At 70.3% G+C, this 23717-nt stretch carries 24 protein-coding genes; 8 read left to right on the top strand and 16 right to left on the bottom strand.

The genetic code is table 11. From position 1 onward, the window contains the following. Positions 1-70 precede the first annotated feature (70 nt). Positions 71-454 (bottom strand): ATP-binding protein, encoded by a 384-nt coding sequence (locus tag AB0H21_RS02365; RefSeq protein WP_358510365.1) that lies wholly within the window; start codon positions 452-454, stop codon positions 71-73. Positions 455-931: 477 nt separating this feature from the next. On the opposite strand from AB0H21_RS02365, the gene AB0H21_RS02370 reads away from it, so the two are divergent. The 4 genes from AB0H21_RS02370 to AB0H21_RS02385 all read left to right on the top strand — a co-directional run bounded on the left by AB0H21_RS02370 (position 932) and on the right by AB0H21_RS02385 (position 3281). Continuing rightward, on the top strand, positions 932-1783 hold the full coding sequence (locus AB0H21_RS02370; RefSeq protein WP_358510368.1) for a helix-turn-helix transcriptional regulator: 852 nt from the start codon (positions 932-934) through the stop codon (positions 1781-1783). Between the two features lie 7 nt (positions 1784-1790). Beyond that, positions 1791-2000 carry a DUF397 domain-containing protein gene (locus AB0H21_RS02375; RefSeq protein WP_358510371.1) on the top strand — a complete coding sequence of 70 codons (210 nt, stop codon included), beginning with the start codon at positions 1791-1793 and terminating at the stop codon, positions 1998-2000. A 351-nt stretch (positions 2001-2351) separates the two neighbouring features. Continuing rightward, on the top strand, positions 2352-2537 hold the full coding sequence (locus tag AB0H21_RS02380) for a hypothetical protein (protein WP_358510374.1): 186 nt from the start codon (positions 2352-2354) through the stop codon (positions 2535-2537). A 300-nt stretch (positions 2538-2837) separates the two neighbouring features. Then, positions 2838-3281, top strand: coding sequence for a hypothetical protein (locus AB0H21_RS02385; protein WP_358510377.1), 444 nt, complete (start codon positions 2838-2840; stop codon positions 3279-3281). 115 nt (positions 3282-3396) lie between these two features. Here the strand turns inward: AB0H21_RS02385 and AB0H21_RS02390 are convergent, their stop codons facing one another. Beyond that, positions 3397-4662 carry a class I SAM-dependent RNA methyltransferase gene (locus AB0H21_RS02390; RefSeq protein WP_358510380.1) on the bottom strand — a complete coding sequence of 422 codons (1266 nt, stop codon included), beginning with the start codon at positions 4660-4662 and terminating at the stop codon, positions 3397-3399. A 14-nt stretch (positions 4663-4676) separates the two neighbouring features. Further along, entirely contained in the window at positions 4677-6689 is a 2013-nt protein-coding gene (locus tag AB0H21_RS02395) for an APC family permease (RefSeq protein WP_358510383.1), read from the bottom strand. Between the two features lie 140 nt (positions 6690-6829). Between AB0H21_RS02395 and AB0H21_RS02400 the strand changes: the two genes are divergently transcribed. Next, complete coding sequence (locus AB0H21_RS02400) at positions 6830-7498, top strand: TrkA family potassium uptake protein (protein WP_358510386.1); 669 nt, start codon at positions 6830-6832, stop codon at positions 7496-7498. Then, complete coding sequence (locus tag AB0H21_RS02405; protein WP_358510389.1) at positions 7498-8154, top strand: TrkA family potassium uptake protein; 657 nt, start codon at positions 7498-7500, stop codon at positions 8152-8154. Before AB0H21_RS02400 ends, AB0H21_RS02405 begins: the two co-directional genes overlap by 1 nt. Positions 8155-8182: 28 nt before the next feature. Here the strand turns inward: AB0H21_RS02405 and AB0H21_RS02410 are convergent, their stop codons facing one another. From AB0H21_RS02410 to valS, 6 genes are all read right to left on the bottom strand, one after another. Continuing rightward, the gene (locus tag AB0H21_RS02410) at positions 8183-8947 is read right to left on the bottom strand and encodes a DUF3159 domain-containing protein (protein WP_358510392.1); all 765 of its coding nucleotides are present in this window, start codon (positions 8945-8947) and stop codon (positions 8183-8185) included. A gap of 34 nt (positions 8948-8981) precedes the next feature. Continuing rightward, a complete protein-coding gene (locus AB0H21_RS02415) occupies positions 8982-9371 on the bottom strand; it encodes an OB-fold nucleic acid binding domain-containing protein (RefSeq protein WP_358510395.1) in 390 nt (129 codons plus the stop codon). 60 nt (positions 9372-9431) lie between these two features. Continuing rightward, a complete protein-coding gene (locus AB0H21_RS02420) occupies positions 9432-10100 on the bottom strand; it encodes a DUF3710 domain-containing protein (RefSeq protein WP_358510398.1) in 669 nt (222 codons plus the stop codon). Between the two features lie 23 nt (positions 10101-10123). Then, positions 10124-10558 (bottom strand): dUTP diphosphatase, encoded by a 435-nt coding sequence (gene dut, locus AB0H21_RS02425; RefSeq protein WP_358510400.1) that lies wholly within the window; start codon positions 10556-10558, stop codon positions 10124-10126. Positions 10559-10639: 81 nt separating this feature from the next. After that, a complete protein-coding gene (locus AB0H21_RS02430) occupies positions 10640-11818 on the bottom strand; it encodes an AI-2E family transporter (RefSeq protein ID WP_358510403.1) in 1179 nt (392 codons plus the stop codon). Between the two features lie 142 nt (positions 11819-11960). Continuing rightward, positions 11961-14519, bottom strand: a complete 2559-nt coding sequence (gene valS, locus AB0H21_RS02435; protein ID WP_358510406.1) for a valine--tRNA ligase — start codon at positions 14517-14519, stop codon at positions 11961-11963. A gap of 77 nt (positions 14520-14596) precedes the next feature. Here valS and AB0H21_RS02440 point away from each other — a divergent pair, with 77 nt between their 5' ends. Then, entirely contained in the window at positions 14597-14896 is a 300-nt protein-coding gene (locus AB0H21_RS02440) for a DUF4235 domain-containing protein (protein ID WP_358510409.1), read from the top strand. Positions 14897-15081: 185 nt separating this feature from the next. Here AB0H21_RS02440 and AB0H21_RS02445 read toward each other — a convergent pair whose 3' ends face one another. The 5 genes from AB0H21_RS02445 to AB0H21_RS02465 all read right to left on the bottom strand — a co-directional run bounded on the left by AB0H21_RS02445 (position 15082) and on the right by AB0H21_RS02465 (position 20313). Beyond that, complete coding sequence (locus AB0H21_RS02445) at positions 15082-16461, bottom strand: trehalose-6-phosphate synthase (RefSeq protein ID WP_358510412.1); 1380 nt, start codon at positions 16459-16461, stop codon at positions 15082-15084. Positions 16462-16654: 193 nt separating this feature from the next. Continuing rightward, positions 16655-17491, bottom strand: coding sequence for a hypothetical protein (locus AB0H21_RS02450; protein ID WP_358510415.1), 837 nt, complete (start codon positions 17489-17491; stop codon positions 16655-16657). Between the two features lie 16 nt (positions 17492-17507). Next, positions 17508-17807: a DUF4193 domain-containing protein gene (locus AB0H21_RS02455; RefSeq protein WP_214415384.1), complete on the bottom strand. Its 300-nt coding sequence runs from the start codon at positions 17805-17807 to the stop codon at positions 17508-17510. A 275-nt stretch (positions 17808-18082) separates the two neighbouring features. Further along, a complete protein-coding gene (locus AB0H21_RS02460) occupies positions 18083-19663 on the bottom strand; it encodes an ATP-binding protein (RefSeq protein ID WP_358510419.1) in 1581 nt (526 codons plus the stop codon). Further along, positions 19660-20313, bottom strand: coding sequence for a response regulator transcription factor (locus tag AB0H21_RS02465; RefSeq protein WP_358510422.1), 654 nt, complete (start codon positions 20311-20313; stop codon positions 19660-19662). The genes AB0H21_RS02460 and AB0H21_RS02465 overlap by 4 nt, the downstream gene beginning before the upstream one ends. Before the next feature lie 331 nt (positions 20314-20644). Between AB0H21_RS02465 and AB0H21_RS02470 the strand changes: the two genes are divergently transcribed. Further along, entirely contained in the window at positions 20645-20809 is a 165-nt protein-coding gene (locus AB0H21_RS02470) for a hypothetical protein (protein ID WP_181871217.1), read from the top strand. A gap of 72 nt (positions 20810-20881) precedes the next feature. Here the strand turns inward: AB0H21_RS02470 and AB0H21_RS02475 are convergent, their stop codons facing one another. Continuing rightward, positions 20882-21697 carry an inositol monophosphatase family protein gene (locus AB0H21_RS02475; RefSeq protein WP_358510425.1) on the bottom strand — a complete coding sequence of 272 codons (816 nt, stop codon included), beginning with the start codon at positions 21695-21697 and terminating at the stop codon, positions 20882-20884. After that, the gene (locus AB0H21_RS02480; RefSeq protein ID WP_358510428.1) at positions 21694-23676 is read right to left on the bottom strand and encodes a S9 family peptidase; all 1983 of its coding nucleotides are present in this window, start codon (positions 23674-23676) and stop codon (positions 21694-21696) included. The genes AB0H21_RS02475 and AB0H21_RS02480 overlap by 4 nt, the downstream gene beginning before the upstream one ends. Positions 23677-23717: the final 41 nt, after the last annotated feature.

Consider the following 23717-nt stretch of genomic DNA (forward strand, 5'->3'; position numbering starts at 1 on the left):
CACGGACCTCCGGACACGCCCGCACCGGCGTACGGGGCGGCGCCGTTGATGGGCGCGAGGGTCGTCTCGATCACGTCGAGGTGCCGTCGCGGAGCAGGGTGAACCAGATGGTCTTGCCGGTGGGGTAGGGCCACACCCCCCAGCTCGCGGCCAGGGCGCGCACGATGCCCATGCCGCGCCCGCCGGTGTCCTCAAAGTCGGGGTTGCGCGCGGCCGGGGGGGTGGTGCAGTGGTCGGTGACGGCGCCGATGAGGGCGGGGCCGGCGTCGTGCAGGGCCATGACCACCGGCCCGACCCCGTGGATCAGCGCGTTGGTCACCAGCTCCGAGATGACGAGCTCTGCGTCGTCGACCAGGTGGGGAAGGCCCCAGTCGGTCAGGGTCTTGCGCACCATGGCGCGGGCTTCTCCCACCATGGCGGGGTCGGAGGGCAGGGCCCAGGATGTTGCGTTCATGTCGGCTCCGAGAGCGGCCCCATGCAGGGGCGTGGGGGATGTCGAGGGTGCCCGAACAGCGCGGAGATCCCCAGCGGCGAGCACCTTCCCGCCGGAGATGAGGGTGCTTACGTGCGGATCGCGGTCTCAGCGACGGTCGCCAGCTCGTTGTGCAGGCGGACCAGTTCGACGAGGGTGCCAAGGTCATCGGCGCTCACGGTGACGGCGCAGCCAGCATCGCGCTGGGCGCGGCTAAGGCCAGTGGTTTGGCTCGTCCACCATCGGCCTGCGTCCGTGTGCCATGCCCGCTTCCAGCCCGGCAATTCCAGGGTTTCAAGGGTCACAAGGTCTCCCCGTGTGGTTGCTTGGGGACTGTCCGTAGTCATGGTGGACCCGCAAGTACTAACATGCAAGTTCTAAGTCGAAACGTGCGGCGTTCGTCCCCCGATACGTAGGGTGTCTGGGAGTGAGGCTGTGCGCGTTGATTGGAGTGAAGTAGTGACCGACTCGGATCACAGCCCGACCGTGCGGCTTCGCCGTCTGGGTCACGAACTGCGTCGCCTCCGTGAGGAGTCCAGGAAGACCGTTCATGATGCCGCTGCAGCACTGGAGTGCTCACCGTCAAAGATCAGTCGCCTGGAGAACGGCTTGACCAAGAGACCCGACGTGCACCACGTCCGGAAACTGTGCGAGGTTTACGGCGTCACGAACGAGCCCTTCATCGAAGCACTGGTGGAACTCGCTCGCGAGGCCAAGAAACGCGGCTGGTGGGCTGCCTATAGTGACGTTCTGACCGGCGCCTACGTTGGCCTGGAAGCCGAGGCATCGTCCATTCGAAACTACGAGCTGGCTCTCATCCCCGGCCTGCTCCAGACGCCCGAGTACGCAGCCGAGATCATCCGCGCCGCCGGAGTCCGCGAGCCTCGCGAGATCGAACGTCGCGTCGCCGCGCGCATGGAGCGGCAGCAGTTGCTGGTACGCAGGGATCCTCCGCAGTTCTGGGCCGTGATCGACGAAGCGGCACTAATGCGTCCTGTGGGAAGCCGCGAGGTTCGTGAGGCACAGCTACGGAAATTGATGAACACAAGCCCCCTGCAGCATGTGAAGCTGCAGGTACTGCCGTACAGTGCAGGGCCACACGCCGGCCTAAGCGGTCAATTCGTGATCCTCGATTTCCCCAATCCCATCGACCGGAGTGTGGTCTACGTCGAGACCCCAACGGACGGTCTCTATCTGGAGGAGGTCGAGCAACTCAGAACCTATACGCTGTTGTTTCAGCACGTGTGCGCCACGGCGCTCAGCGTGGACGCGTCGATCGCGTATCTGTCCAATCTGATCGACAAGCTGTGAGGCATCAATGGATCTGTCCAGCATGGATCTGTCCGGCGCTCAATGGCGCAAGAGTACGCGCAGCCAGGGCACCAGCAACAACTGCGTCGAGGTGGCGTGGTTGACAGGCGGCGTCGCCGTGCGCGACAGCAAGAACGTCAGCGGCCCTGCCCTGGGCTTCACCAACACCGGATGGGCCGCATTTATCGGCGGCATTAAGGCCGGCGAAGTTCAGTAGCGCATGCGTACTAGGGCCCCCGGCGCATAACGCTCGCCGGGGGCCCTAGGTGTATCTGTCCAGCTCCAGCATAGCCCGGGAAATATATTTGCTTCCCTTCTTCCCCTGACGCACCGAAGCAACATGACCACACAGATGACGCGCGCGGGGCGAGCGCCGTGCTGTGAGGGCATGAGCGCTCAGCCCGTCCACCATGAGGATCCGCATGATTCCGAGGTGATTCTGCGGGACGTGGCCGAGCGCGAGCGCGCCGAGTTCCTGCGCCAGTACCATGCCGCGGTCGACGCCGCCCACGACCCTTCCGGCTAGCGCGCGCTGCAGCGCCTGCTGCGGCACTGGAGCCTGGCGGTGGTGGCCACCAACCAGCCCGGGTACTACGTAGAGCTGGAGGCGGTGAAGAACGGCACGGCCCGCACCGTGCCGATCGAGACGGTCATCCCCGACTGGATACTTCATGACCTCGGCCACCGAGCAACAGTAGGCGACCAGGACCCCGTGCTGACGCACACCGCAGCACCGACCGCCCATCGGGCCTGATCGGCTCGATCTCGTACCCGTTGCTCCCCCCCACCCCTCGCGATATGCCGGAATTATAAGAAACCCAAGACCAAAGCGCTCAAAGCCCCTAAAGCGGCGACGGCGTGAACCGAATGCCGACCATCGGGGATCCCGACGCAGACCCTTCAGGTGAATCACTTGGCGTATTCGCATGCAAACGATCAGTTACATCGTGAACGATGGTCGCCATGCCCAGCCGATCACGCCGGACCGAACAACCGCGGACGGAGCGAGCGTTTCAACAGTTGCTTCGGCCCACCCACCTGGTTGGAGGTTTTGATGCCTGAGCACATTCGCCTACGCTTCGGCGCGTTGCCCTGGCAACCCGGCGACGACAGCACCCTGAGCACGGCCTACGATCGCCATGACCGCCCTGTCAGCGGCCTGCTTGACCAACGTGGACAGCTGTACTTGTTCGACTGCATCGAAGGCCATGCCTGGGACGTGAACGTCTGGGTGTACACCCCCGTCACCAACGCCGATGCCGACAAGCTGGCCGACGCCGAAGGGCGAGAATTCGCGGGACTGGTCGACCGTATCGTCAAGCGTGGGCCGACCACTGCGGCACTGGCCGTCGCCGACCGCCTGGAAATGGCCCTTCCAATCAAGCCTGACGCGATCGGCAAGGATCTCTACACCGGCATCATGGACATCGTTCTCACCAAGATCGAAGCTGCTCCCACAACCGCCAAGGAACTCCGCAAGCTGCAGCTCACGCGGTAGCGAGGAGCGCCACAGGCATCACGGCCCCGCCTCGTCCAGGCAGGACCCCGCTCCACAGAGGCCGTGCGACCCGTAGGCGTCAAGATCTGTAGCGGCACAGCCGCTGCCCGGCAGGTCAGATCACCTCTTTGACCAGCAGCGCCACCGTCTCAACGTGGTGGGTCATCGGGAAGGCGTCGAAGGCGCGCAGGTCGACCAGTGGGTAGCCCTGGTCGGCGAACCAGGCGACGTCGCGGGCCAGGGTGGCGGGGTCGCAGGAGACGTACACGACCCGGGAGGCGTCCAGGCCCGCGACGCGGCCCACCACCTCGCGGCCGAGGCCGGTGCGCGGAGGGTCGACCACGACCACGTCGGCGCGCTCGACGCCGAGCCGGTCCAGGGTGTCCTCGACGCGGCCGCGCTCGACCCGCGCCTGGGGCAGGTCGCGCAGGTTGTGGCGAGCGTCCTGGACGGCGCGGGCGTCGGACTCGATGCCGAGCACGGCCCCCTCGGGACCCGCCGCCTCGGCCAGGCCCGCCGCGAACAGCCCGACCCCGCAGTACAGGTCCAGCGCCCAGTCGCCGGGGCGCACCGCGGCGAACTCCAGCACCGCGTCCAGCAGTACCGCCGCCGTGCCGGGGTGGACCTGCCAGAAGCCGCTGCCGGTGACCCGGAACTCCCGGGAGCCGACCCGCTCGGTCAGGGCCGTACGGCCGCGTACGGCCCGGACGTGGCCCCGCCCCTCGTCCACCAGGACGTAGGCGTCGGCGCCCAGCTCGGGGACCGCGACCGTGCGGTGGCCCTTCGGCGTGACGACCACGGCGCGCTCCCCCGTGGAACTGGCGATGGCCTCGACGCCCGAGGCGCCGCGCCAGTTGTGGCGCTCGACGCCGGGTCGCTCGACCTCGGGGTGGGCGATCAGGCAGGCGTCGACCGGCTCGATCTCGTGCGAGCGGTGGCGGCGCAGGCCGGGGTGGCCGTCGGGTGTGACGGCGAACTGGACGCGGGTGCGCCAGCCGAGGCCCTTGGGCGCGCCGGGGACCTCCTCGACGTCGACCTTCACCTCGACGCCGGCGAGCCGCTGGAACTGCTCGGCGACGATCTCGGCCTTGTAGCGGCGCTGCGCGGCGAGGGTGGCGTGCTGCCAGTCGCAGCCGCCGCACCGGCCGGGACCGGCGAACGGGCACGGCGGCGTGACGCGGTCGGGCGAGGACTCCAGGATCTCGACGGCGTCGGCGCGCAGGAAGCGCGTGGTCTCGTCCGTCACCTCCGCCAGCACGCGCTCGCCGGGCAGGGCGTGGCGGACGAACACCACACGGCCCTCATGCCTGGCGACGCACCAGCCGCCGTTGGCGACGCGCTCCACGTCGAGTTCGATGAGCTGCGTGGGTTCTACGGGCACTGCGCTCCCCCCGATCACGTCTTGACCTGATCATCCTTACGCGCCACAGCGTAGGGCCGGCGGACCGCCCCGGGGGCGAACGACTCCGGCCTGCCCTTGAGGCGGTCCGAGGACGCCAGCTGCCACGGCACGCTGGTGACCATCACGCCCGGCTGGAAGAGCAGGCGGCCCTTCAACCGTAGCGCGCTCTGGTTGTGCAGCAGGTGTTCCCACCAGTGGCCCACGACATACTCGGGAATGAACACCGTCACGACGTCGCGGGGGGAACGGCGGCGCAGGCTCTTGACGTACTCCAGCACCGGCCGGGTGATCTCGCGGTACGGCGAGTCGAGGATCTTGAGCGGCACCGGGATCCCGCGCTCCTCCCAGTCGTGCTGCAACTGCTTGGCCTCGTCCGCGTCCACGGCGACCGAGATGGCCTCCAGCGTCGAGGGCCGGGTCGCCCTCGCGTACGACAGGGCGCGCAGCGTCGGCTTGTGGATCTTGGAGAGTAGGACGATCGCGTGGTTCCTGGCCGGGAGCATCGACTCGTCGACGTGCGTGTCCTCCGGCACCACCAGCTCGGTCGCGACGTTGTCATAGTGGCGCCTGATGCCGCGCATCATGAGGAACAGCAGGGCCATGGCCGCGCAGGCGATCCACGCGCCGTGAATGAACTTGGTGATCAGCACGACGACCAGCACCAGGCCGGTGACCGTCCCGCCGAACGCGTTGATCACCCGCGACCGCTTCATCTGGCCGCGCTTCTTGGGGTCGGTCTCGGTGGCCAGAAGGCGGTTCCAGTGGCGCACCATGCCCGTCTGGCTGATCGTGAACGACACGAACACCCCGACGATGTAGAGCTGGACCAAGCGGGTGGTGTCGGCCTGGAAGGCGAAGATCAGCAGTCCGGCCATCCCGGCGAGGATGACGATGCCGTTGCTGAACGCCAGCCGGTCGCCCCGGGTGTGGAGCTGGCGCGGCAGGTAGCGGTTCTGGGCGAGCACCGACCCGAGCACCGGGAAGCCGTTGAACGCGGTGTTCGCGGCGAGCACGAGGATCAGCGCGGTCATCGCGGAGATGACGTAGAAGGCCGGGGTGAAGTTGCTGAAGACGGTCTGGGCCACCTGGGCGATCACCGGGTCCGGATGGGGCACCACGCGGCCCTGCGTGTCCATGACGACGCTGCCCGTCGAGGGGTCGGCGAACTTCGCCCCGGTGATGTAGGCGAAGGCGGTGATGCCGGCGAACATCGTGGCGGCCAGCACGCCGAGCGCCAGCAGCGTGTTGGCGGCGTTCTTGCCCTTGGGCTTCCTGAACGCCGGGACGCCGTTGCTGATGGCCTCCACGCCGGTCAGGGCCGCGCAGCCGGAGGAGAACGCGCGCAGCAGCAGGAACACCAGCGCGAACCCGCCGATGCCGACGCTCTCGCCGGTGACGGTGTAGTCGGCGGTCGGGGCCTTCAGGTCGGCGCCGAACATCAGGCGCACGCCGCCCCAGATCATCAGCCCGAAGACGCTGATCATGAAAGCGTACGTCGGGATGGCGAAGGCGAGGCCGGACTCGCGGATGCCGCGCAGGTTCATCACCGTGAGCAGCGCGACGACGACGATCGCCGCGGCCGCCTTGCGGTCGTGCAGGAACGGGATGGCGGCGCCGAGGTTCTCCACCCCCGACGACACCGACACCGCCACCGTGAGCACGTAGTCGACCATGAGCGCGCTGGCGACGACCAGGCCGTAGTTGGACCCGAGGTTGGTGGTGGCCACCTCGAAGTCGCCGCCGCCGCTGGTGTAGGCCCGGACGTTCTGCCGGTACGACGCGACGACGGTCAGCAGGATCACCACGACTGCGGCGGCGATCCACGGCGTGAACTGGTAGGCTGCGAGACCCGCGACCCCGAGCGTGATCAAGATCTCCTGCGGCGCATACGCGACCGATGACAGTGCGTCACTGGCGAATACCGGCAACGCGATGCGTTTGGGCAGCAGTTGCTCGTGTGCCTGCGCGCTTCGGAGCGCCCGGCCCACCAGTAACCGCTTGACCATATCTCCAACCTTGGCCACGAGTGATGATGCTAGCCGCGGGCGGACATGCTCCTCACATGTGCTGGCCAGAACCGGTCATACTTGGGCTGGTAGCTGGATAAAGTCCAGGGGTTGCCGCTCAACAGCCACAGCGGGGGAGCATGCACATCGTCATCATGGGATGCGGCCGGGTCGGCTCGACCCTGGCCCACATCCTCGAGGACAGCGGCCACTCGGTCGCGATCATCGACAGAGATCCCCAGGCGTTCCGGCGGCTGCGCGCGGGCTTCCGCGGGCGCCGCGTGACCGGCATCGGCTTCGACCGCGACGTCCTGGAGGAGGCCGGCATCGAGTCCGCCGGCGCGTACGTCGCCGTGAGCAGCGGCGACAACTCCAACATCATCTCGGCCCGGGTCGCCCGCGAGACCTTCGGCGTCGACAACGTGGTGGCCCGCATCTACGACCCGCGCCGCGCCGAGGTCTACCAGCGGCTGGGCATCCCCACGGTGGCGACCGTGCGGTGGACGGCCGACCAGATCCTGCGGCGGGTGCTCCCCGAGGGCGCCGAGCCGCTGTGGCGCGACCCCACGGGCACGGTCATGCTCGCCGAGGTCGCCTACCACCCCGGCTGGATCGGCACCCGCACGGGCACCCTGGAGAACGCCGCGGGCACCCGCGTCGCCTTCGTCAACCGCATGGGCGAGTCCCTGCTGCCCCGGGACGAGACCGTCCTGCAAGAGGGCGACATCCTGCACGTGATGGCCGCCGAGAACGACATGGAGCGGATCAACAAGGTGCTGTCGTCGGCACCCGAGGAGGAGTCGCACTGATGCGCGTCACGATCGCGGGCGCGGGGGCGGTCGGCCGGTCCATCGCCGCCGAGTTGCTCGAGAACGGCCACGAGGTCCTGCTCATCGACATCGACCCCAAGGCCATAAAGATCGACAGCGTGCCGCGGGCGGAGTGGCTGCTGGCCGACGCCTGCGAGATCTCCTCGCTGGACGAGGCCGGGCTGAACAACTGCCACGTCGTCATCGCCTCCACCGGCGACGACAAGGTCAACCTGGTCGTCTCGCTGCTGGCCAAGACCGAGTACGGCGTGCCGCGCGTGGTGGCCCGCATCAACCACCCGAAGAACGAGTGGCTGTTCAACGAGTCGTGGGGTGTGGACGTCGCGGTGTCGACCCCGCGCCTGCTGTCGGCGCTGGTGGAGGAAGCGGTCAGCGTCGGCGATCTGGTCCGTCTGATGACGTTCCGGCAGGGGCAGGCCAACCTGGTCGAGCTCACGCTGCCCGAGGACGCCCCCGTGGTCGGCCAGCGGGCCGGCTCGGTGCCCTGGCCGGCCGACTCGGCGCTGGTGGCGATCCTGCGCGAGGGCCGGGTGCTGGTGCCCACCGACGACGACCCGCTGGAGGCCGGCGACGAGTTGCTGTTCGTGGCCAGCCAGGAGGTCGAGCAGGAGCTCGCTCACCTGCTGGCCCCCTGAGGCCCGTCCCGCGTGCCGCGCCGGGCGTTCAGGCGCCCGGCGCGGAGGGTCCCGAGATCGGCGTCCTGCCTCGGGCCAGCACCCACACCATGGCGGCGAGCCCGGCGACCTGCAACGGCCAGCCGAGCGCGACCTTGGCCACCCCCAGGGCGGCGACCTGGTCGGCGTAGTACAGCGGGAGCTGCACCACCACGCGCAGCAGGCACGGCAGGATCAGCAGCCACGTCAGCCGCGAGCACAGCCGCACGACGCCGGGGTCCTTGTGCCAGCCGGTCGGGTCGCCGGTCACCGACCCGATGAGGAAGCCCACGATGGGCCAGCGGACCACGACCGAGAAGATCATCGCCACGGCGTAGCCGGCGTTGTACCAGATGCCGGGCAGGTAGATGTCCTTGGCCTGGCCCGTGCGGCTGGCGAAGATCGCGCCGATGGCGATGCCCACCAGGCTGTTCAGCACGAACTGGACGGTGGAGCGCTGGACCACGCGCACGAGCAGCAGCAGCACGGCCATGCCGATGCTGACGATCAGGGACGTCCTGAGCTGCTCGGTGGCGATCCAGGTGATCGTGAACGTCACCGTCGGGACGGCGGCCTCGATGATGCCGCGCACGCCGCCGAGGGCCTTGGCGAGCTGCGCCCGGATGGCCGCCTCGACGGTATCGTGCGCGGCCCGCTCACCGGCCGCCGTGTCCACCGCGCCGACCCCGGTCGTCGCGTCGCCCACGTCGCCCGCCTGGCCCACGGCCGGTGGGGGCGCCTCTTCCGACGTCCGCGCGCCGTCTCGCCGGTCCATGGTCATTGGTCTCCTCGCGTGGTGGAAGCCGTGGTCACTGGCCGCTCGGCGGCAACAGCTCGTATCGGGGGTTGAACATGACCTTCCGGCCGTCCTGGATGCTGACGAGGCCCTCGGCCCGCATCACCCGGCCCGGCTCGACTCCGACGATCTTCCGGCGGCCGAGCCAGACCAGGTCGATCACGTCCGACCCGTCGTACAGCTCGGCCTCCAGGGACGGGACGCCACCGCGCGGGCGCAGGGTCACCGTGCGCAGCGTGCCCGCCACGCAGAACCGGCGGCGCTGCGCGCACGAGGCGATCGGCGTCGCGCCGTGCTGGGCGAGGTCCTCCTTGAGTTCCTCGGCCTCCTGCTCGGCCCTGGTCGTCGTCAGCCGGCGGAAGAACCCGCGCAGCCCGCGTTTGACGGGCTCAGCCGTACTCATGTCCTGCTCAACTCCTCGGGAGGCCCGTGAGACGCCGTGAGACTCTGCCCGCAGCTTACGTCAGCGGATCTCGGTGATCTCAGGCCCGCGCTCGAACGGATTCAGGCCGGGCCTGTCCTGCTGCGCGGCCTGCTGCTCGACGGCCTGCCGGGCCTCGGCGGGCAGCCGCAGCTCGATGGGCTCCTTGGGCGCCATCGGCTGGTCCCCGCGCACGACGACGATGTCGCGCATGACGTCCTCGAGGGTCTTGGCGGTCTCGGCGTCGGTGACGGCACGGCCGCTGATGACCCCGCGCAGGAACCAGCGCGGCCCGTCGACGCCGAGGAAGCGGACGGACTGCGTGCCGTCCTCCTGCTTGACCTCGGCGGCGAGCTCGGGGCCGAAGGGGCCCTCGCGCTCCTCGCAGGACCCGCCCGAGGCGGTGACCTCGCGGGCGAGCTCGGCGCGCACCTCGTCCCAGATGCCGTGCTTCTTCGGGGCTGCGAACGCGTGCACCTGCAGGGCGCTCTCGTTGACGAGCACCACGGCGCCGACGAGCTGGTCGCCTGCGACGTTGAGCTGGACCTCGAACCCGGGACCGACCGGCAGCAGCAGGCCGCCGAGATCGACCCGCTCGTTCTCGGGATAGGACTCCTCGGAGTCCCAGGGTCCCGACTCGCGGACGGGGGCCGGCGCCTCCTCGGCGACCGGTTCCGTCTCCGCTTCCTCGTGACGGCGGCGTCGGAACACTTTCCTTCACACTCCTTATCGACTCATCGGCCGGTGGAGCCGAACCCGTCGGCGCCGCGCGCCGAGCCGGGGAGCCGCTCCACCTCGTAGAAGGCCGCCTTCTCGACGCGCTGGACGACGAGCTGGGCGATCCGGTCGCCGCGCCTGAGCCGTACGGCGTCCTTGGCGTCGGTGTTGATCATGGTGACCCGGATTTCGCCGCGGTAGCCGGCGTCGATCGTGCCGGGCGCGTTGACCAGCGTCACGCCGAACCTCGCCGCGAGGCCCGAGCGCGGGTGCACGAACGCGGCGTACCCGTCGGGCAACGCGATGGCCACGCCGGTGCGGACGACCGCGCGCTCGCCCGGCAGCAGCTCGACGTCCTCGGCGGCGTGGAGGTCGGCTCCCGCGTCGCCCGGGTGGGCGTACGTGGGAAGCGGCAGATCTGGGTCGAGTCGCTGGATCAGCACCTCGATCATCGGTTCACCTCGTCGCCCTCAGCCTCAAGCTACGCCACCGGCCCCGCGGGCGCGGAACCGGTGTGCTCACGATGGGAGACCTTACCCGTTGCGCTGGGGCGACACGTCCTCTGCCGCACCGGGCGCGGGCTCGGCCGGCGCGGGCTCGGCGGGGGCGGGCGGCGGCGTGGGGGGCTCGTGGTGCGCGGCGGGAGGCAGTTCGGGCGGCGTTCTGCGCAGTTCGGGCAGCGCGCGGTAGATCACCGCGACGACGGGAACGGCGATCGCGGCGCCGGCGATGCCGCCGAGGACGCCGCCGACGGCCAGCACCAGGATGATCGCCAGCGGGTGGAACTTCACGGCCCGCCCGACGATCAGCGGCTGGAGGACGTGGTTCTCCAGTTGCTGCTCGACCACGAGGATGCCGATGAAGACCAGGGCGAAGACCGGGCCCTTGGCGCCGAGCGTGACCAGGGTGGCCAGTCCCCCGGCGATGAATATGCCGACGATCGGGATGAAGCTCGCCATGAAGATGAGCACGGCCAGCGGTGCCCAGAGCGGCACTCCCATGCCGAACAGCACGACGCCGATGACCACGCCGTGGATGGCGGCGACGATGACCGTGCCGTGGATGTACTGCGACAGGGTGTGCCAGGCGGCACGCCCGGCGCGGTCGACCCGGGGGGCGGCGCCGCCGAAGGCGCGCAGGAACCACGTCCAGATCTGCCCGCCGTCCTTGAGCAGGAAGAACGTGATGAACAGCAGCAGCACGATCGAGGTGAGCACCTCGATGAAGACCGCGGCCGTGGACAGGATCGTGCTGGTGATCGCGCTGCGCTGGGCGTTGATCTGCCGGACGATCTCGTTCACCATGTCGGTGAGCTGGGCCTCTTTGAGGTGGAAGGGGCCGGTCAGCAGCCAGTTCTGGACATCGCGCGCGGTCGACTGGATCTGCTCGGCGAGCCGCGGGAACTCGTCGTTGGCGCGGAAGCCGATGATGAAGCCGAGCCCGACGATGATGGCGAACGCCAGCAGCATGGTGATCCAGGTCGCCCAGATCGAGCGCATGCCCGCCCGGCGCAGCCGTTCGGTGAGCGGGAACAGCAGGGCGGTGAGCAGCAACGCGATCGCCACGGGCAGCGCCACGAAGCTGAGCCGGACGATGATCTGCACGAAGACGTAGAAGACCACGCCGATGACGATCAGACGCCAGCTCCAGGCGGCCATTGCCGACAGGACGGGTGGCACGCTCCGCTGGTCGTTCTCCCTTTCCACGATCACGCCTCCAGACTGGCACGCGAGGCGGCGGAACGCGCGCGGGTTAGGGTGCGGTTCAAGCCCCGGTCTGCTTTCGTCCTCGTCCAGGCCGCCGCGTATGCCCCGTTCACGGTATACGCGGCTTTCGTGTGACGAGGCACGGCGCCTACGCGGGGGCGGCCTCCGCCAGCATGACCTCGACCCGCAACCCGCCGTCCTCCGGCAGCAGGACGAACTCCTCGACCGAGCCCGCCGCGCACAGGTCGTCCTGGGCGGACCCGACGAGAGCCACGGAGGCGCCCGACACCGTCAGCCGCGCGACCTCGGCCCGCATGGACAGCTTGGCCGTCGACTTGGCCCTGCGGACCTCGCGGAGCACCTCCGACACCGCCGCGAGGACCGCGGGGTCGCCCGGCGCGGCCGGTTCGCCCGGAGCGGGCCAGGCGGCGCGGTGCACCGAACCCGGCCGCCACCACGACCAGACCTCCTCGGTCACGAACGGCAGGAACGGGGCGAACAGCCGCAGGATCACCTCAAGCGCCCGCCGCAGCGCTGCCCGCGCCGACCGCGCGCCCTCGTCGTCGCCGTACGCGCGGGTCTTCACCAGCTCCAGGTAGTCGTCGCAGAACTCCCAGAAGAAGCGCTCGGTGACCTCCAGCGCCCGCGTGTAGTCGTAGGACTCGAACGCGGCCGTGGCCTCCTCGACGACCCCGGCGAGCCGCGCCAGCATGGAGGCGTCCAGAGCCTGGGAGACCTCCCCCGGCCCGCCCTCCGCCGGGCCGAGGCCGAGCACGAACTTGGAGGCGTTGAGGATCTTGATGGCCAGCCGTCTGCCGACCTTGATCTGCCCGGTGTCGAACGCCGTGTCGGTGCCCGGACGCCCGCCGGCCGCCCAGTAGCGCACCGCGTCCGAGCCGTACTCGCGCAGCAGGCCCATGGGCGTGACGACGTTGCCCTTGGACTTGGACATCTTCTTGCGGTCCGGGTCGAGGATCCACCCGGAGATCGCCGCGTTCTTCCAGGGCAGGACGCCGTTCTCCAGGTGGGCGCGGACCACGGAGGCGAACAACCACGTGCGGATGATCTCGTGCGCCTGCGGCCGCAGGTCCATCGGGAAGACCCGCGCGAACAGGTCGGGGTCGCGCTCCCAGCCCGAGACGGTCTGCGGCGACATCGAGGACGTCGCCCAGGTGTCCATGACGTCGGGGTCGGCGGAGAAGCCGAACGGCCGGTCGCGCTGCTCCTCGGAGTACCCGGGCGGCGCGTCGATCGCCGGGTCGACCGGGAGGACGTCCTCGCGGGCCGCGATCGGGTTCTCGTAGATGGGCCGCCCCTCGGAGTCCAGCGGGTACCACACCGGGATGGGCACGCCGAAGAACCGCTGGCGGGAGATCAGCCAGTCACCGGCCAGCCCCTGGACCCAGTTCTCGTAGCGGACGCGCATGTGCGGCGGGTGCCAGCGCAGCTCCCTGCCGCGCTCGACCAGCGCCTCGCGCAGCCCGGCGTCGCGCCCGCCGTTGCGGATGTACCACTGGCGGGTCGTGACGATCTCCAGCGGCCGGTCGCCCTTCTCGTAGAACTTCACCGGGCGGGAGATCTTCCGTGGCTCGCCGTCCAGCTCGCCCGACTCCCGCAGCAGCTCGACCAGGCGCTCGCGGGCGCCGTGCGCGGTCTTGCCGGCGAGCTCGGCGTACGGCCCGGCGGGCACGCCGTCGGGGGGCTCGGGCAGCAGCCGCCCGTTCCAGCCGATGACCGGCCGGGTCGGCAGGTCCAGCTCGCGCCACCAGACGACGTCGGTGACGTCGCCGAACGTGCAGATCATGGCGATGCCCGAGCCCTTGTCCGGCTCGGCCAGGCGGTGGGCCAGGACGGGCACGGGGACGCCGAAGATCGGCGTGCGGACGGTGCTGCCGAACAGCGGCCGGTAGCGCTCGTCGTCGGGGTGGGCCACCAGGGCGACGCAGGCGGGGATCAGCTCGGGCCGGGTGGTCTCGATGAAGACGCCGTCCTCGAAGGCGGTGCCCGGGACCCCGCCGAAGCGGACGCGGTGAAAGGCGCCGGGCCACTCGCGGTCCTCCAGCTCGGCCTGGGCGACGGCCGTGCCGAAGGTGACGTCCCACAGCGTGGGGGCCTCGGAGAGGTAGGCCTCGCCGCGCGCGAGGTTGCGCAGGAAACCCCGCTGGGAGGCGGCGCGGGAGGTCTCGTCGATCGTGGCGTAGGTCAGTGACCAGTCGACCGACAGGCCCAGGTGGCGCCAGAGGTCCTCGAAGGCCTTCTCGTCCTCCAGGGTCAGCCGCTCGCACAGCTCGATGAAGTTGCGCCGCGAGACGGGCACCTGGCGCTTGGGATCGGGCTCGGCCGGGGGCGTGAACGCCGGGTCGTAGGGCAGGGAGGGGTCGCACCGCACGCCGAAGTGGTTCTGCACCCGGCGCTCGGTGGGCAGGCCGTTGTCGTCCCATCCCATGGGGTAGAAGACCTCACGACCGCGCATGCGCCGGTAGCGCGCCAGGGTGTCGGTGTGGGTGTAGGAGAAGACGTGTCCGACGTGCAGGGAGCCCGAGACGGTGGGCGGGGGCGTGTCAATCGAGTAGACCTGCTCGCGGGTCTTCGAACGGTCGAAGCGGTAGGTGCCCTCGGCCTCCCAGCGGGCCGCCCATACCGTCTCCAGACCGTCGAGAGAGGGCCTGTCGGGAACGGTGGCGCGGTGCGGTCGCTGTTCGGTCATGGCGCCCTATGGTATGGCGTCTCGGCGGCCCCGGGCACGACAGACTAGGGTTTGGTAGATCGACGAGGGGAGAGGTCATGGGCGGCAGGTCCGACGAGGTCGAGAAGCAGGACATGGCGTGGCGTCTCATCGGCGCGGTGGTCGGCCTCGGCGTCGGCTTCGTCGCCCGCAAGTCCATCGAGTTCGGCTGGCAGAAGGTCACCGGCAAGCAGCCTCCCGCGGACCCGAACTCGCTGGAGACGAGCCTCGCCGAGGCGATCGGCTTCGCCGTGGTGATGGGCGTCGGCATGGAGGTCACCCGCATCATCGCCACGCGCTCGGCGCACAAGCGCTACCAGGCGTGGAAGGAGCCGAAGGCGGAGCGGATCATCTCCTGACCCGGCGCCAGGGGGGCGCCGGGTCGCGTCTCAGCGTCGTCTGAGCGGTGGGCGCCGGCTTACAGCGGTTCGTCCGCCGGCTGGGGGATCACGTTCGTCTGCGGCGCCGGTGGGTCGTCCGAGCGGTGCGTCTCGGCGTGGCGCCGGTGGTGCTTCAGGCGGGGGCTTTCCCGGGGGGCAGGGGGTCAGCGTTCCAGTGCGGCCAGGAAGTCCCCGGCCCACCGGTCGACGTTGTAGGTGGCGACGCGGCGGCGCATGGAGCGCATCCGGCGCGACAGCTCGTGCGGGGTGGCGCGCATGGCGGCCACCATCTGGCGTTTCAGCCCCTCGACGTCCCAGGGGTTGACGAGGTAGGCGTGTTTGAGCTCGTCGGCCGCCCCGGCGAACTCCGACAGCACCAGAGCCCCCCGCAGGTCGTGGCGGCAGGCGACGTACTCCTTGGCGACGAGGTTCATGCCGTCGCGCAGGGGCGTCACGACCATGACGTCGGCGGCGCAGTAGAGCGCGGCCAGCTCGTCGCGGCCGTAGGACTGGTGGAAGTAGTTGATCGGGGGGACGCCGAGCACGCCGTGCTGGCCGTTGATGCGCCCGACCCGCAGCTCGATGTCGTCGCGCAGGTTGCGGTACTCCTCGACGCGCTCGCGGCTCGGGGTGGCGATCTGGACGAACACCGCCTCCCCCGGGGTGACCGTCTTGTCGGCGAGCAGCTCACCGAACGCCTTGAGCCGCTGGCCGATGCCCTTGGTGTAGTCGAGCCGGTCGACGCCGAGCAGGACGTGCTCGGGTTCGCCCAGCTCGGCGCGGATCTCCTTGGCGCGGGCGATGATGTGCGGCTCGCGTACCACGGTGTCGAGCTCGCTGAAGTCGACCGAGATGGGGAAGGCCTCGGCGCGTACGGTGCGGTCGCCGTAGGAGATCTCCTGCCGCTGGTTCTGCAGGCCGAGCTGGCGGCGGCACAGCCGGATGAAGTTGGAGGCGCCGCCCGGACGCTGGAACCCGACGAGGTCGGCGCCCAGCAGCCCCTCCAGGATCTCGCGCCGCCAGGGAAGCTGCCAGAACAGCTCGGCGGGCGGGAAGGGGATGTGCAGGAAGAAGCCGATCTTCAGGTCGGGGCGCAGCGCGCGGAGCATCGCCGGCACGAGCTGGAGCTGGTAGTCCTGCACCCAGACCACCGCCTTCTCGGCGGCGATGTCGGCCACGGCCCGGGCGAACCGCTCGTTGACCGCGCGGTAGGCGTCCCACAGGACGCGGGAGTAGATCGGCGCGGCCACCACGTCGTGGTAGAGCGGCCACAGGGTCGCGTTGGAGAACCCTTCGTAGTAGAGCTCGACCTCGCCCGCCGAGAGGGGAACGGGGATGAGGCTCATGCCGTCGTGCTCGAAGGGCTTGAGCTCCTCGTTGGGAGCTCCGTGCCAGCCCAACCACGCGCCGTCCCGGCGTTGCATCACCGGGGCGATCGCGGTCACCAGTCCCCCAGGGCTGCGCCGCCAGGAGGCGCCACCGTCCGGGGCGATCGTCCGGTCCACCGGCAACCGGTTCGCGACGATCAGAAAAGAGCTGCGCACACGTCCTCCTTCGTGATCGGTTTATGACCACCTTACGAAACCGGTCGCAGCTCTCCGTGCACGGCCTCCGATGCAGGAGTGTGCACATACCCTCACAAAAGCCGATAAGCGCATTTAGACATGACGAAATGCCCCTACAGACGGTAAAGGAGGGAGGTCCGGGGGCGCGTGAGGCAGGGCGGGGAAAGGGGAATCAGTCGGCGGGCGGCAGGGCCCGCTGGCGGCGCAGGTCGGCGCGTACGGTCTCGGCGAGCCGCTTGGTCGCCATCCGGTTCAGGGCGCCACCGGCGACGGCGCCGGTCAGGAAGGGGCCGAGTGTGGTCAGATGACGGCCCAACGTGCGCATGAGGCGTTTGCGTAACCCCGCCTTGGCGGCGGCCCCGAGGGCCAGCGTCACCGACGCGGGCGACAGCGGGTCGACCCCGCGCTGCCTGGACCAGGCCACCGTGAAGGCCATCGCGCGCGGGCCGCCCGCGCCGGGCACCTGGATGCCGTACACCTCGTGCAGCTCGGCGATGAGCTTGACCTCGATCGCGGCGACCACGAGGGTTTCGGCCACGAGCTGGGCGGGCGCCGACAGCAGGAGCGGGGGCGCGGCGAACTCGGCGGCGGCGAGAGCCCCGCCTACGGCGCCGGCGGCCGTCGTCGCCTTGGCGGCGGTGCGGACGAGATCGTCGGCGAGGGCCTCGCCGCTGAGGCCGTAGTGGTGTTCCTGGAGTGTCGCGAGGTCACGGATGGGAAGACGGGGCACTATGGACGCGAAGACGTCGGCCAGCCAGCGGCCCCCGCCCGCGCCCGACACCCGGGCCTTCCTCGCCGCCGTGACCAGCGACATGCTGAGGCGGCCGAGCAGCCGGCGCCGCTCGGCCCTGTCCATGGTCTCCGCGCCGGAGAGCTTCCCCACCAGCTCGGCGACCTCGACATCGGTTCCCTGGTCTCCCAGGCTTTCAGGGGTCTTCTGGTTGTCCGGCCCGGGCACGGCGGGCAGCCCGGGCTGGTCCTGCGATGATCGATCCGCTCCAGAGGTCACGGACCCTCCCTGAGTCTCAGGCGGCGCATTCTCTGCAGATCTGCTGCCCATTCTTGTCGGAGGCAAGCTGACTGCGGTGATGCACGAGGAAGCACCGCGAGCACGTGAACTCGTCCGCCTGGCGCGGGATCACCCGGAGCGAGAGTTCCTCGTTCGACAGGTCGGCGCCGGGAAGCTCAAGCGACTCGGCGAGGTCGGTCTCGTCGATGTCGATGCTGCCCGAGGACTTGTCCGTCCGCCGAGCCTGCAGCTCCTGAAGGCTGTCCTCACTCAGGTCATCATCGGTCTTGCGTGGGCTGTCGTAATCGGTGGCCATTTGCGTATTCATCCCCCTCATCTATTGAGTGCGCGTCAGGCGTCGCGCGTCTGTAACGCCTGGGCGGTCCATCTTGTGCCCGTGTCTGCCGGGGAATTTTGCAATCGGTACCCCGTAGGCACGGCAGACGAACCTCCTCACACGTGAGGGCCTTGCCGCCTTCGCCATCGAGTTAGCCAAATATGGCGAAAACCTAAGCATTGGCCACAGGACCCATCGTGTTCGACGGCACATCCAACCACATGTCTGGCGCGAACGAGACGACCCCCGCCGTATCAGCCCGCCGGAAGTCGCACCGTCATCACGAGACCCCCGCCTTCCCGTGGGACCGCCTTGACGATCCCCCGGTGGGCGCGGACCACCGCACGCACGATGGACAGCCCGAGCCCCGTGCCGCGTGCCGACTCCACGCGGTCGGAGTTGAGCCGCCGGAACGGCTCGAACAGGTCGTCCACCTCGTACGCGGGCACATGCTGCCCGGTGTTGGCCACCTGAACAACCGGGCCACCGTCCACCATTCCCGTGCGGAGCCAGACCTGTCCCGATGAGGGGACGTTGTACTTGATCGCATTCTCGACCAGGTTGGCGACCAGGCGTTCCACCAGCACGGGATCCCCCATCGTAGGGGCCATGCGCAGGTCCGTGTGCACCGTGACATCGGCCTTTTCGGCCATGGCCGCGTGCTGCTCGACGACGGTCTGGCCGACGTCGCGAAGATCGACCGGCTTGCGGACGGCCAGCTCGCGTTCGCTACGAGCGAGCAGGAGCAGGCCCTCGATGAGGTCCTCGTTCCTGGCGTTGGTGCCGAGCAGGGTGCGGCCCAGCACCCTGAGGTCCTCGGAGGCGTGGGGGTCGCCGAGCGCGACCTCCAGCACGGTCCGGTTGATCGCCAGCGGCGTGCGCAGCTCGTGGGAGGCGTTGTCGACGAACCGGCGCTGGGCGTCGAACGCCCGGCCGAGCCGGGTGAGCATGGCGTCGAAGGTGTCGGCGAGCTCCTTGAGCTCGTCGTCCGGCCCGTCGAGGTCGATGCGCTCGTGGGCCAGGGAGGTGTCCGACAGCTTGCGCGCGGTGGAGGTGATCTTCTGGATCGGCCGCAGCGCCCGGTCGGCGACGTAGTACCCGAAGATCAGCGCCAGGATGCCGACCCCGGCGAGCGCGAGCAGGGACCGGAGCAGAATCTGGTGCTGCGCGGTGACGATCATCTCCGAGCGCATCGATTCCCAGGTGTCCTGGATGTTGGCGACCACGCCCGCCGGCGCGTCTTCGGGCAGCTGGATGGGGAACGCGGGGAACGAGGTGCGGATCGACTCGCCGACGAACACGTACATCACGAAGAGCAGCAACGCGCCCGCCGCGAAGAACAGGGCGCCATAGGTGAGCGTGAGCCGCACCCGGATGCTTATGCGCCCAGAAAGCAGCCGAATCCGGCCCAGCCAGTCGTGGGCGACCGGCCTCGGGCCGATCGGCGGGGGGCCGTCCCAGGCGGGCGGGCCGCTCGGCGGGGGCGGCGCGGACTTGGGCCGGAGGGGAGGCCGGCCGCTCTGGACGGTCGGCTGCTCGCTCCTCCACCCGCCGGGCCGCGTCCCCGCGGACGCGTCGGACACGGACAGGGCCGCGGAGCCGGGCGACGCGGAGGCTCCGGGCCGCGCGGCGTCCTCCGCGCGGCCGGTGGCGGGAGGGCCGAGAGGCGGCGAGACGGGGGCGTGCGCCGCGTTGTACCCCTGGCCCTGCCCGAGCGCGGCGTCCTCCGAGGCGGGCGCGCCGTCGGCGCCGGGCGGGACGATCAACGGCTGGGGCGAGGAGAAGGTCGGCCGCCCCGCGCCCGGGGTCGCGCTCCGCTCGCGTTCCTCGGTCACAGCTTGTAACCCACTCCCGGGACCGTCTCGATCACCGCCGGCTCGCCCAGCTTCTTGCGCAGGGTCATCATCGTGACCCGGACGACGTTGGTGAACGGGTCGATGTTCTCGTCCCACGCCTTGTCCAGCAGGTCCTCCTGGCTGACGACGGCGCCCTCGGCCCGCATCAGCTCCTCGAGGACCGCGAACTCCTTCTTGGTGAGCGCGATCTCGGCGCCGTCCCGGGTGACCAGCCGCTTGCCCGGGTCGAGCCGGACGCCGGCCCGCTCCAGCACCGGGGGCAGGGCCGGGGCCGACCGGCGGCCGAGCGCCCGCACGCGCGCGACGAGCTCCATGAACGCGAACGGCTTGGCGAGGTAGTCGTCGGCGCCGAGCTCCAGACCCTCGACCTTGTCGTCGACCTCTCCGGAGGCCGTCAGCATGAGGATACGGGTCGCGGTGCGCTCGGCGACCAGCCTGCGGCAGACCTCGTCCCCGTGGACCTTCGGCAGGTCGCGGTCCAGCACGACCACGTCGTAGTCGATGTACGACGTACGCTCCAGCGCCCCCGCGCCGTCGTAGGCCACGTCCACGGCCATCGCCTCGCGGCGCAGCCCGGTCGCGATCGCGTCCGCGAGCACCCGCTCGTCCTCAACCACAAGCACCCGCACGGCTCCTGGCACCTCCTGTAGTCCCGGCCCGACCGGCCGGCTCCCGCTTCACGGCTCCGTCCGCGTCTCCCGGGGCCCTCGGGCCGCCGGGGCCGGAGCCCGCAAGGTTCATTGTCGCCACAATCGGCTTAAGCGCATGGTAAGCACGCGCCGACCGCGCGGCGGACCCGGTGACATAAAGCACATCGCGGACATCCGACATTCCTGGTTTAAGCCCAACAGGTGGGTGGGTAGACCCTCAGACCCAACGGCAAGGCCGGGGAAGATCAAAGCTCTCCCCAGGCACCCGGAGGGTCGAATACTCCTTCGCCCCCTCGAGAAAGAAGGTGAGATGGGCGAGTTCACCACCACGATCGAACACCGGCTCGACCAGGCCTACAAGGGTCTCCAGGAAGCACGCACGAGCGGCGACGACTTCCTCGCCGACACTCTCACCGCCGAGATAGAGGACCTGCGGCGTATCGCCGTCGACAACGGCGTCGCGATCAAGCCCTGAGGGTCCTCCGCCCGACGGACACAGAAGGGCCCGCCCGATCCATGGGCGGGCCCTTCGTCGTGCCGCGGCCGGCTAGCCGTCCCGTTCCGGGTCCAGGGGCTCCAGCAGGTCGTGCAGCTCCTCGAACAGGCCGGGGACGGCGCAGACGGTCATCTCGGGGGTGCACGGGCGGCCGCGCAGGCCGCCGACGCGGGCGCCCGCCTCGGCGGCGATCAGGCCACCCGCCGCGAAGTCCCAGTACTCGGGGCCGCGCTCGTAGTAGCCGTCCACCCGCCCGGCCGCGACCGAGCACAGGTCGGCGGCGCACGACCCGCTCCGCCGGATGTCGCGCACCCTCGGGATCACGTGCGCGAGCACCTCGGCCTGCACGGCCCGCCGCTCGGGGCGGTAGCCGAAGCCGGTCGCGATCAGCGCCCCGGACAGCGGGACGCCGGTGTTGCAGCGCAGCCGCTCGGTGGGCAGGCCCTCGCGCAGCAGCTCGGCACCGCCTCCCTTGGCCGCCGCGAACAGCTCGCCACGCGGCACGACGTTCACCACGCCCGCCACGATCTCGCCGTCCACCTCGACCGCGATGCTCACGGACCAGTCGGGCAGGCCGTACATGAAGTTGACCGTGCCGTCGATCGGGTCGACCACCCAGCGCACGCGCCCCTCGCCGGAGGCGGTACCGCCGGTCTCGCCGCCCTCCTCGCCGAGCACGGCGTCACCGGGCCTGGCTTCCTTGATGCGCGCCCTGATCAGCTCCTCGGACGCGCGGTCCAGGGCCGTGACCACGTCGGTGGCGCTGGACTTGGTGCCGACCGCCTCGGGCCGCGCCGGGCGCTTGGCGGTCAGCATCTCTCCGGCCTCGCGGGCGATGGCGACCGCGAGGTTCAGGAAATCCGTCACGCGACCGACTCCGGGCGCTTCCACTCCTCGCCGAGCACATGCTGCGCCAGGAACGCCAGGACCGTCTCGTACCAGGCGATGGCGTTGCCCGGCTTGAGGATCCAGTGGTTCTCGTCGGGGAAGTACAGGAACTTGGACTCCACCGACGACCTGCGCAGGTCCCACCACAGGCGCAGCGCCTCGCCGATCGGGACGCGGTAGTCCCTGTCGCCGTGGATCACCAGCATCGGCGTCCTGATCTCCGACAGCGAGTGGTGCGGCGACAGCGTCCGGTACCGCTCGGAGCCGGGCTCGCCGAACTCGCGCTGCCAGTACATCGAGGAGTCGGTGGTGCCGGCGAACTGGTCGAGGTTCCACAGGGAGGCGTGGGTGACGACGGCCCGGAACCTGTCGGTGTGCCCGGCGATCCAGTTGGCCATGTACCCGCCGAAGGACCCGCCCATGACGGCCGTGCGCCCGGCGTCGACGTCGGGGCGTGCGACGCAGACGTCGGTGATCACCATGAGGTCGGCGTGCGTGCGCGGGCCCCAGTCGCCCCAGCCCCGCTGGATCATCTCCTGCCCGTAACCGGTGGACATGCACGGGTCGGGCATCAGCACCGCGTAGCCGTGCTCGGCCATGATCCACGGGTTCCAGCGCCACATCCAGTCGTTCCAGCTCGCCAGCGGACCGCCGTGGACCCACAGCAGCAGCGGCGCGGGGTTGCCCGCCGAGGCGCCCGCCGGAAGCACGAGCCAGCCCCTGACCTCGACGCCGTCGTCGGCGACCGCGGTGACCTCGGTGAGCGTCCCGGGGATCTCCAGCGCCGGGGCCGGTGAGGGCAGCTCGGTGACCTCCCCGCCGTCCAGGGCGATGCGCACGGGCGCGGGGGCGGCGCCCATGGAGCTGCGCAGCGCGTACAGGTAGCGGCCGTCCGGCGAGGGGCAGAGCTGCAGGTAGGAGTCGTCGCCGGGCGTGACCCGCACCGGGTCCCCGCCGTCGAGGGACACCTCGAAGATCGGACGGCGGCCGAAGCGGTCGGCGGCGACATAGACCGAGCCGGAGTCGGCGGCCCAGACGACCGCCGAGGGGACCAGGCCGACGACGCTCGCGACCACCCCTCCGGTGGCGACGGCGGCGATCAGCAGGGTGAACTCCGGGGCCCGCTCCTCGGTGCTGTGGCTCTCCTTGAGGAACGCCACGTGCCGCCCGTCGGGCGAGACGGCGAGGGGGCCGCGGAAGTCGTGGTCCTCGGCGGACGCCAGGACGCGGCGCTCGCCCGTCGCCGTGCCGATCGCCACCAGCTCGGCGCGGGACCGGCCCGCGGGCAGCTCGACCTCCCAGGTGGTGACGACCTCGGCGCCGTCGGGGGTGACCGTGAACGACGCCTCCAGCAGGGCGCCGGCGGCGTCCGGGGTCAGGTCGCGCGGCTCGGCGAGGCCGGGCAGGCGCGCGGCGAACAGGCGCGTGCGGCCGGGGCCGAGGTCGTGGTCCCAGAACCGGATCGGATAGCCCTCATGGAGGATCGCGCTGATGCCGGAGTCCTTCCTGGCCTTGCGGCGCTCGGCGTCGGTCTCGGCGTCCCCGTCCAGCACGTCGGCGGCGAACACGACCGTGTCACCGCCGACCTGGAGCCCTCCGATGCCGCCGGGCCGCTCGGCGACCCTGCGGGCCTCGCCGCCCCGCGCGGGCAGCGCCCACAGCGCGGGCGTCTCGTCCTCGGGCTGGTCCTTGGCCGTGGGATCGGGCCGCCGGGAAACGAACAGCACGTCGCCGTCCGGGGCGAACTCCGCGCCGGTCTCCCCCTTGGCCGAGCGCGTGAGCCGGTACGCCTCGGCGCCGGGCTCGGTCGGCACGGCCCACAGAGAGGTGCCGAATGACTTGCCGTCGGGGGCGAGCGACTGGACGACTGAGATCAGGCGGGTTCCGTCAGGAGAAAGCCGCAGCGACAAGACGCGCGGCACGCTGACATATTCGCGGATGTCCTTGAAGTGGCTCACTTCTCCGAACCTACCCCCAGGGGCCGCCCGTCCCATAGCTT

The organism is Sphaerisporangium sp. NPDC051011, assembly GCF_040653595.1.
GTDB lineage: Bacteria > Actinomycetota > Actinomycetes > Streptosporangiales > Streptosporangiaceae > Sphaerisporangium.

Bases quoted from the DNA above. Each gene is read 5' to 3' on its own strand.
- AB0H21_RS02365 (WP_358510365.1), bottom strand. From the start codon at position 454: ATGAACGCAACATCCTGGGCCCTGCCCTCCGACCCCGCCATGGTGGGA.
- AB0H21_RS02375 (WP_358510371.1), top strand. From the start codon at position 1,791: ATGGATCTGTCCAGCATGGATCTGTCCGGCGCTCAATGGCGCAAGAGT.
- AB0H21_RS02385 (WP_358510377.1), top strand. From the start codon at position 2,838: ATGCCTGAGCACATTCGCCTACGCTTCGGCGCGTTGCCCTGGCAACCC.
- AB0H21_RS02395 (WP_358510383.1), bottom strand. From the start codon at position 6,689: ATGGTCAAGCGGTTACTGGTGGGCCGGGCGCTCCGAAGCGCGCAGGCA.
- AB0H21_RS02400 (WP_358510386.1), top strand. From the start codon at position 6,830: ATGCACATCGTCATCATGGGATGCGGCCGGGTCGGCTCGACCCTGGCC.
- AB0H21_RS02405 (WP_358510389.1), top strand. From the start codon at position 7,498: ATGCGCGTCACGATCGCGGGCGCGGGGGCGGTCGGCCGGTCCATCGCC.
- AB0H21_RS02410 (WP_358510392.1), bottom strand. From the start codon at position 8,947: ATGGACCGGCGAGACGGCGCGCGGACGTCGGAAGAGGCGCCCCCACCG.
- AB0H21_RS02415 (WP_358510395.1), bottom strand. From the start codon at position 9,371: ATGAGTACGGCTGAGCCCGTCAAACGCGGGCTGCGCGGGTTCTTCCGC.
- dut (WP_358510400.1), bottom strand. From the start codon at position 10,558: ATGATCGAGGTGCTGATCCAGCGACTCGACCCAGATCTGCCGCTTCCC.
- valS (WP_358510406.1), bottom strand. From the start codon at position 14,519: ATGACCGAACAGCGACCGCACCGCGCCACCGTTCCCGACAGGCCCTCT.
- AB0H21_RS02440 (WP_358510409.1), top strand. From the start codon at position 14,597: ATGGGCGGCAGGTCCGACGAGGTCGAGAAGCAGGACATGGCGTGGCGT.
- AB0H21_RS02455 (WP_214415384.1), bottom strand. From the start codon at position 17,807: ATGGCCACCGATTACGACAGCCCACGCAAGACCGATGATGACCTGAGT.
- AB0H21_RS02470 (WP_181871217.1), top strand. From the start codon at position 20,645: ATGGGCGAGTTCACCACCACGATCGAACACCGGCTCGACCAGGCCTAC.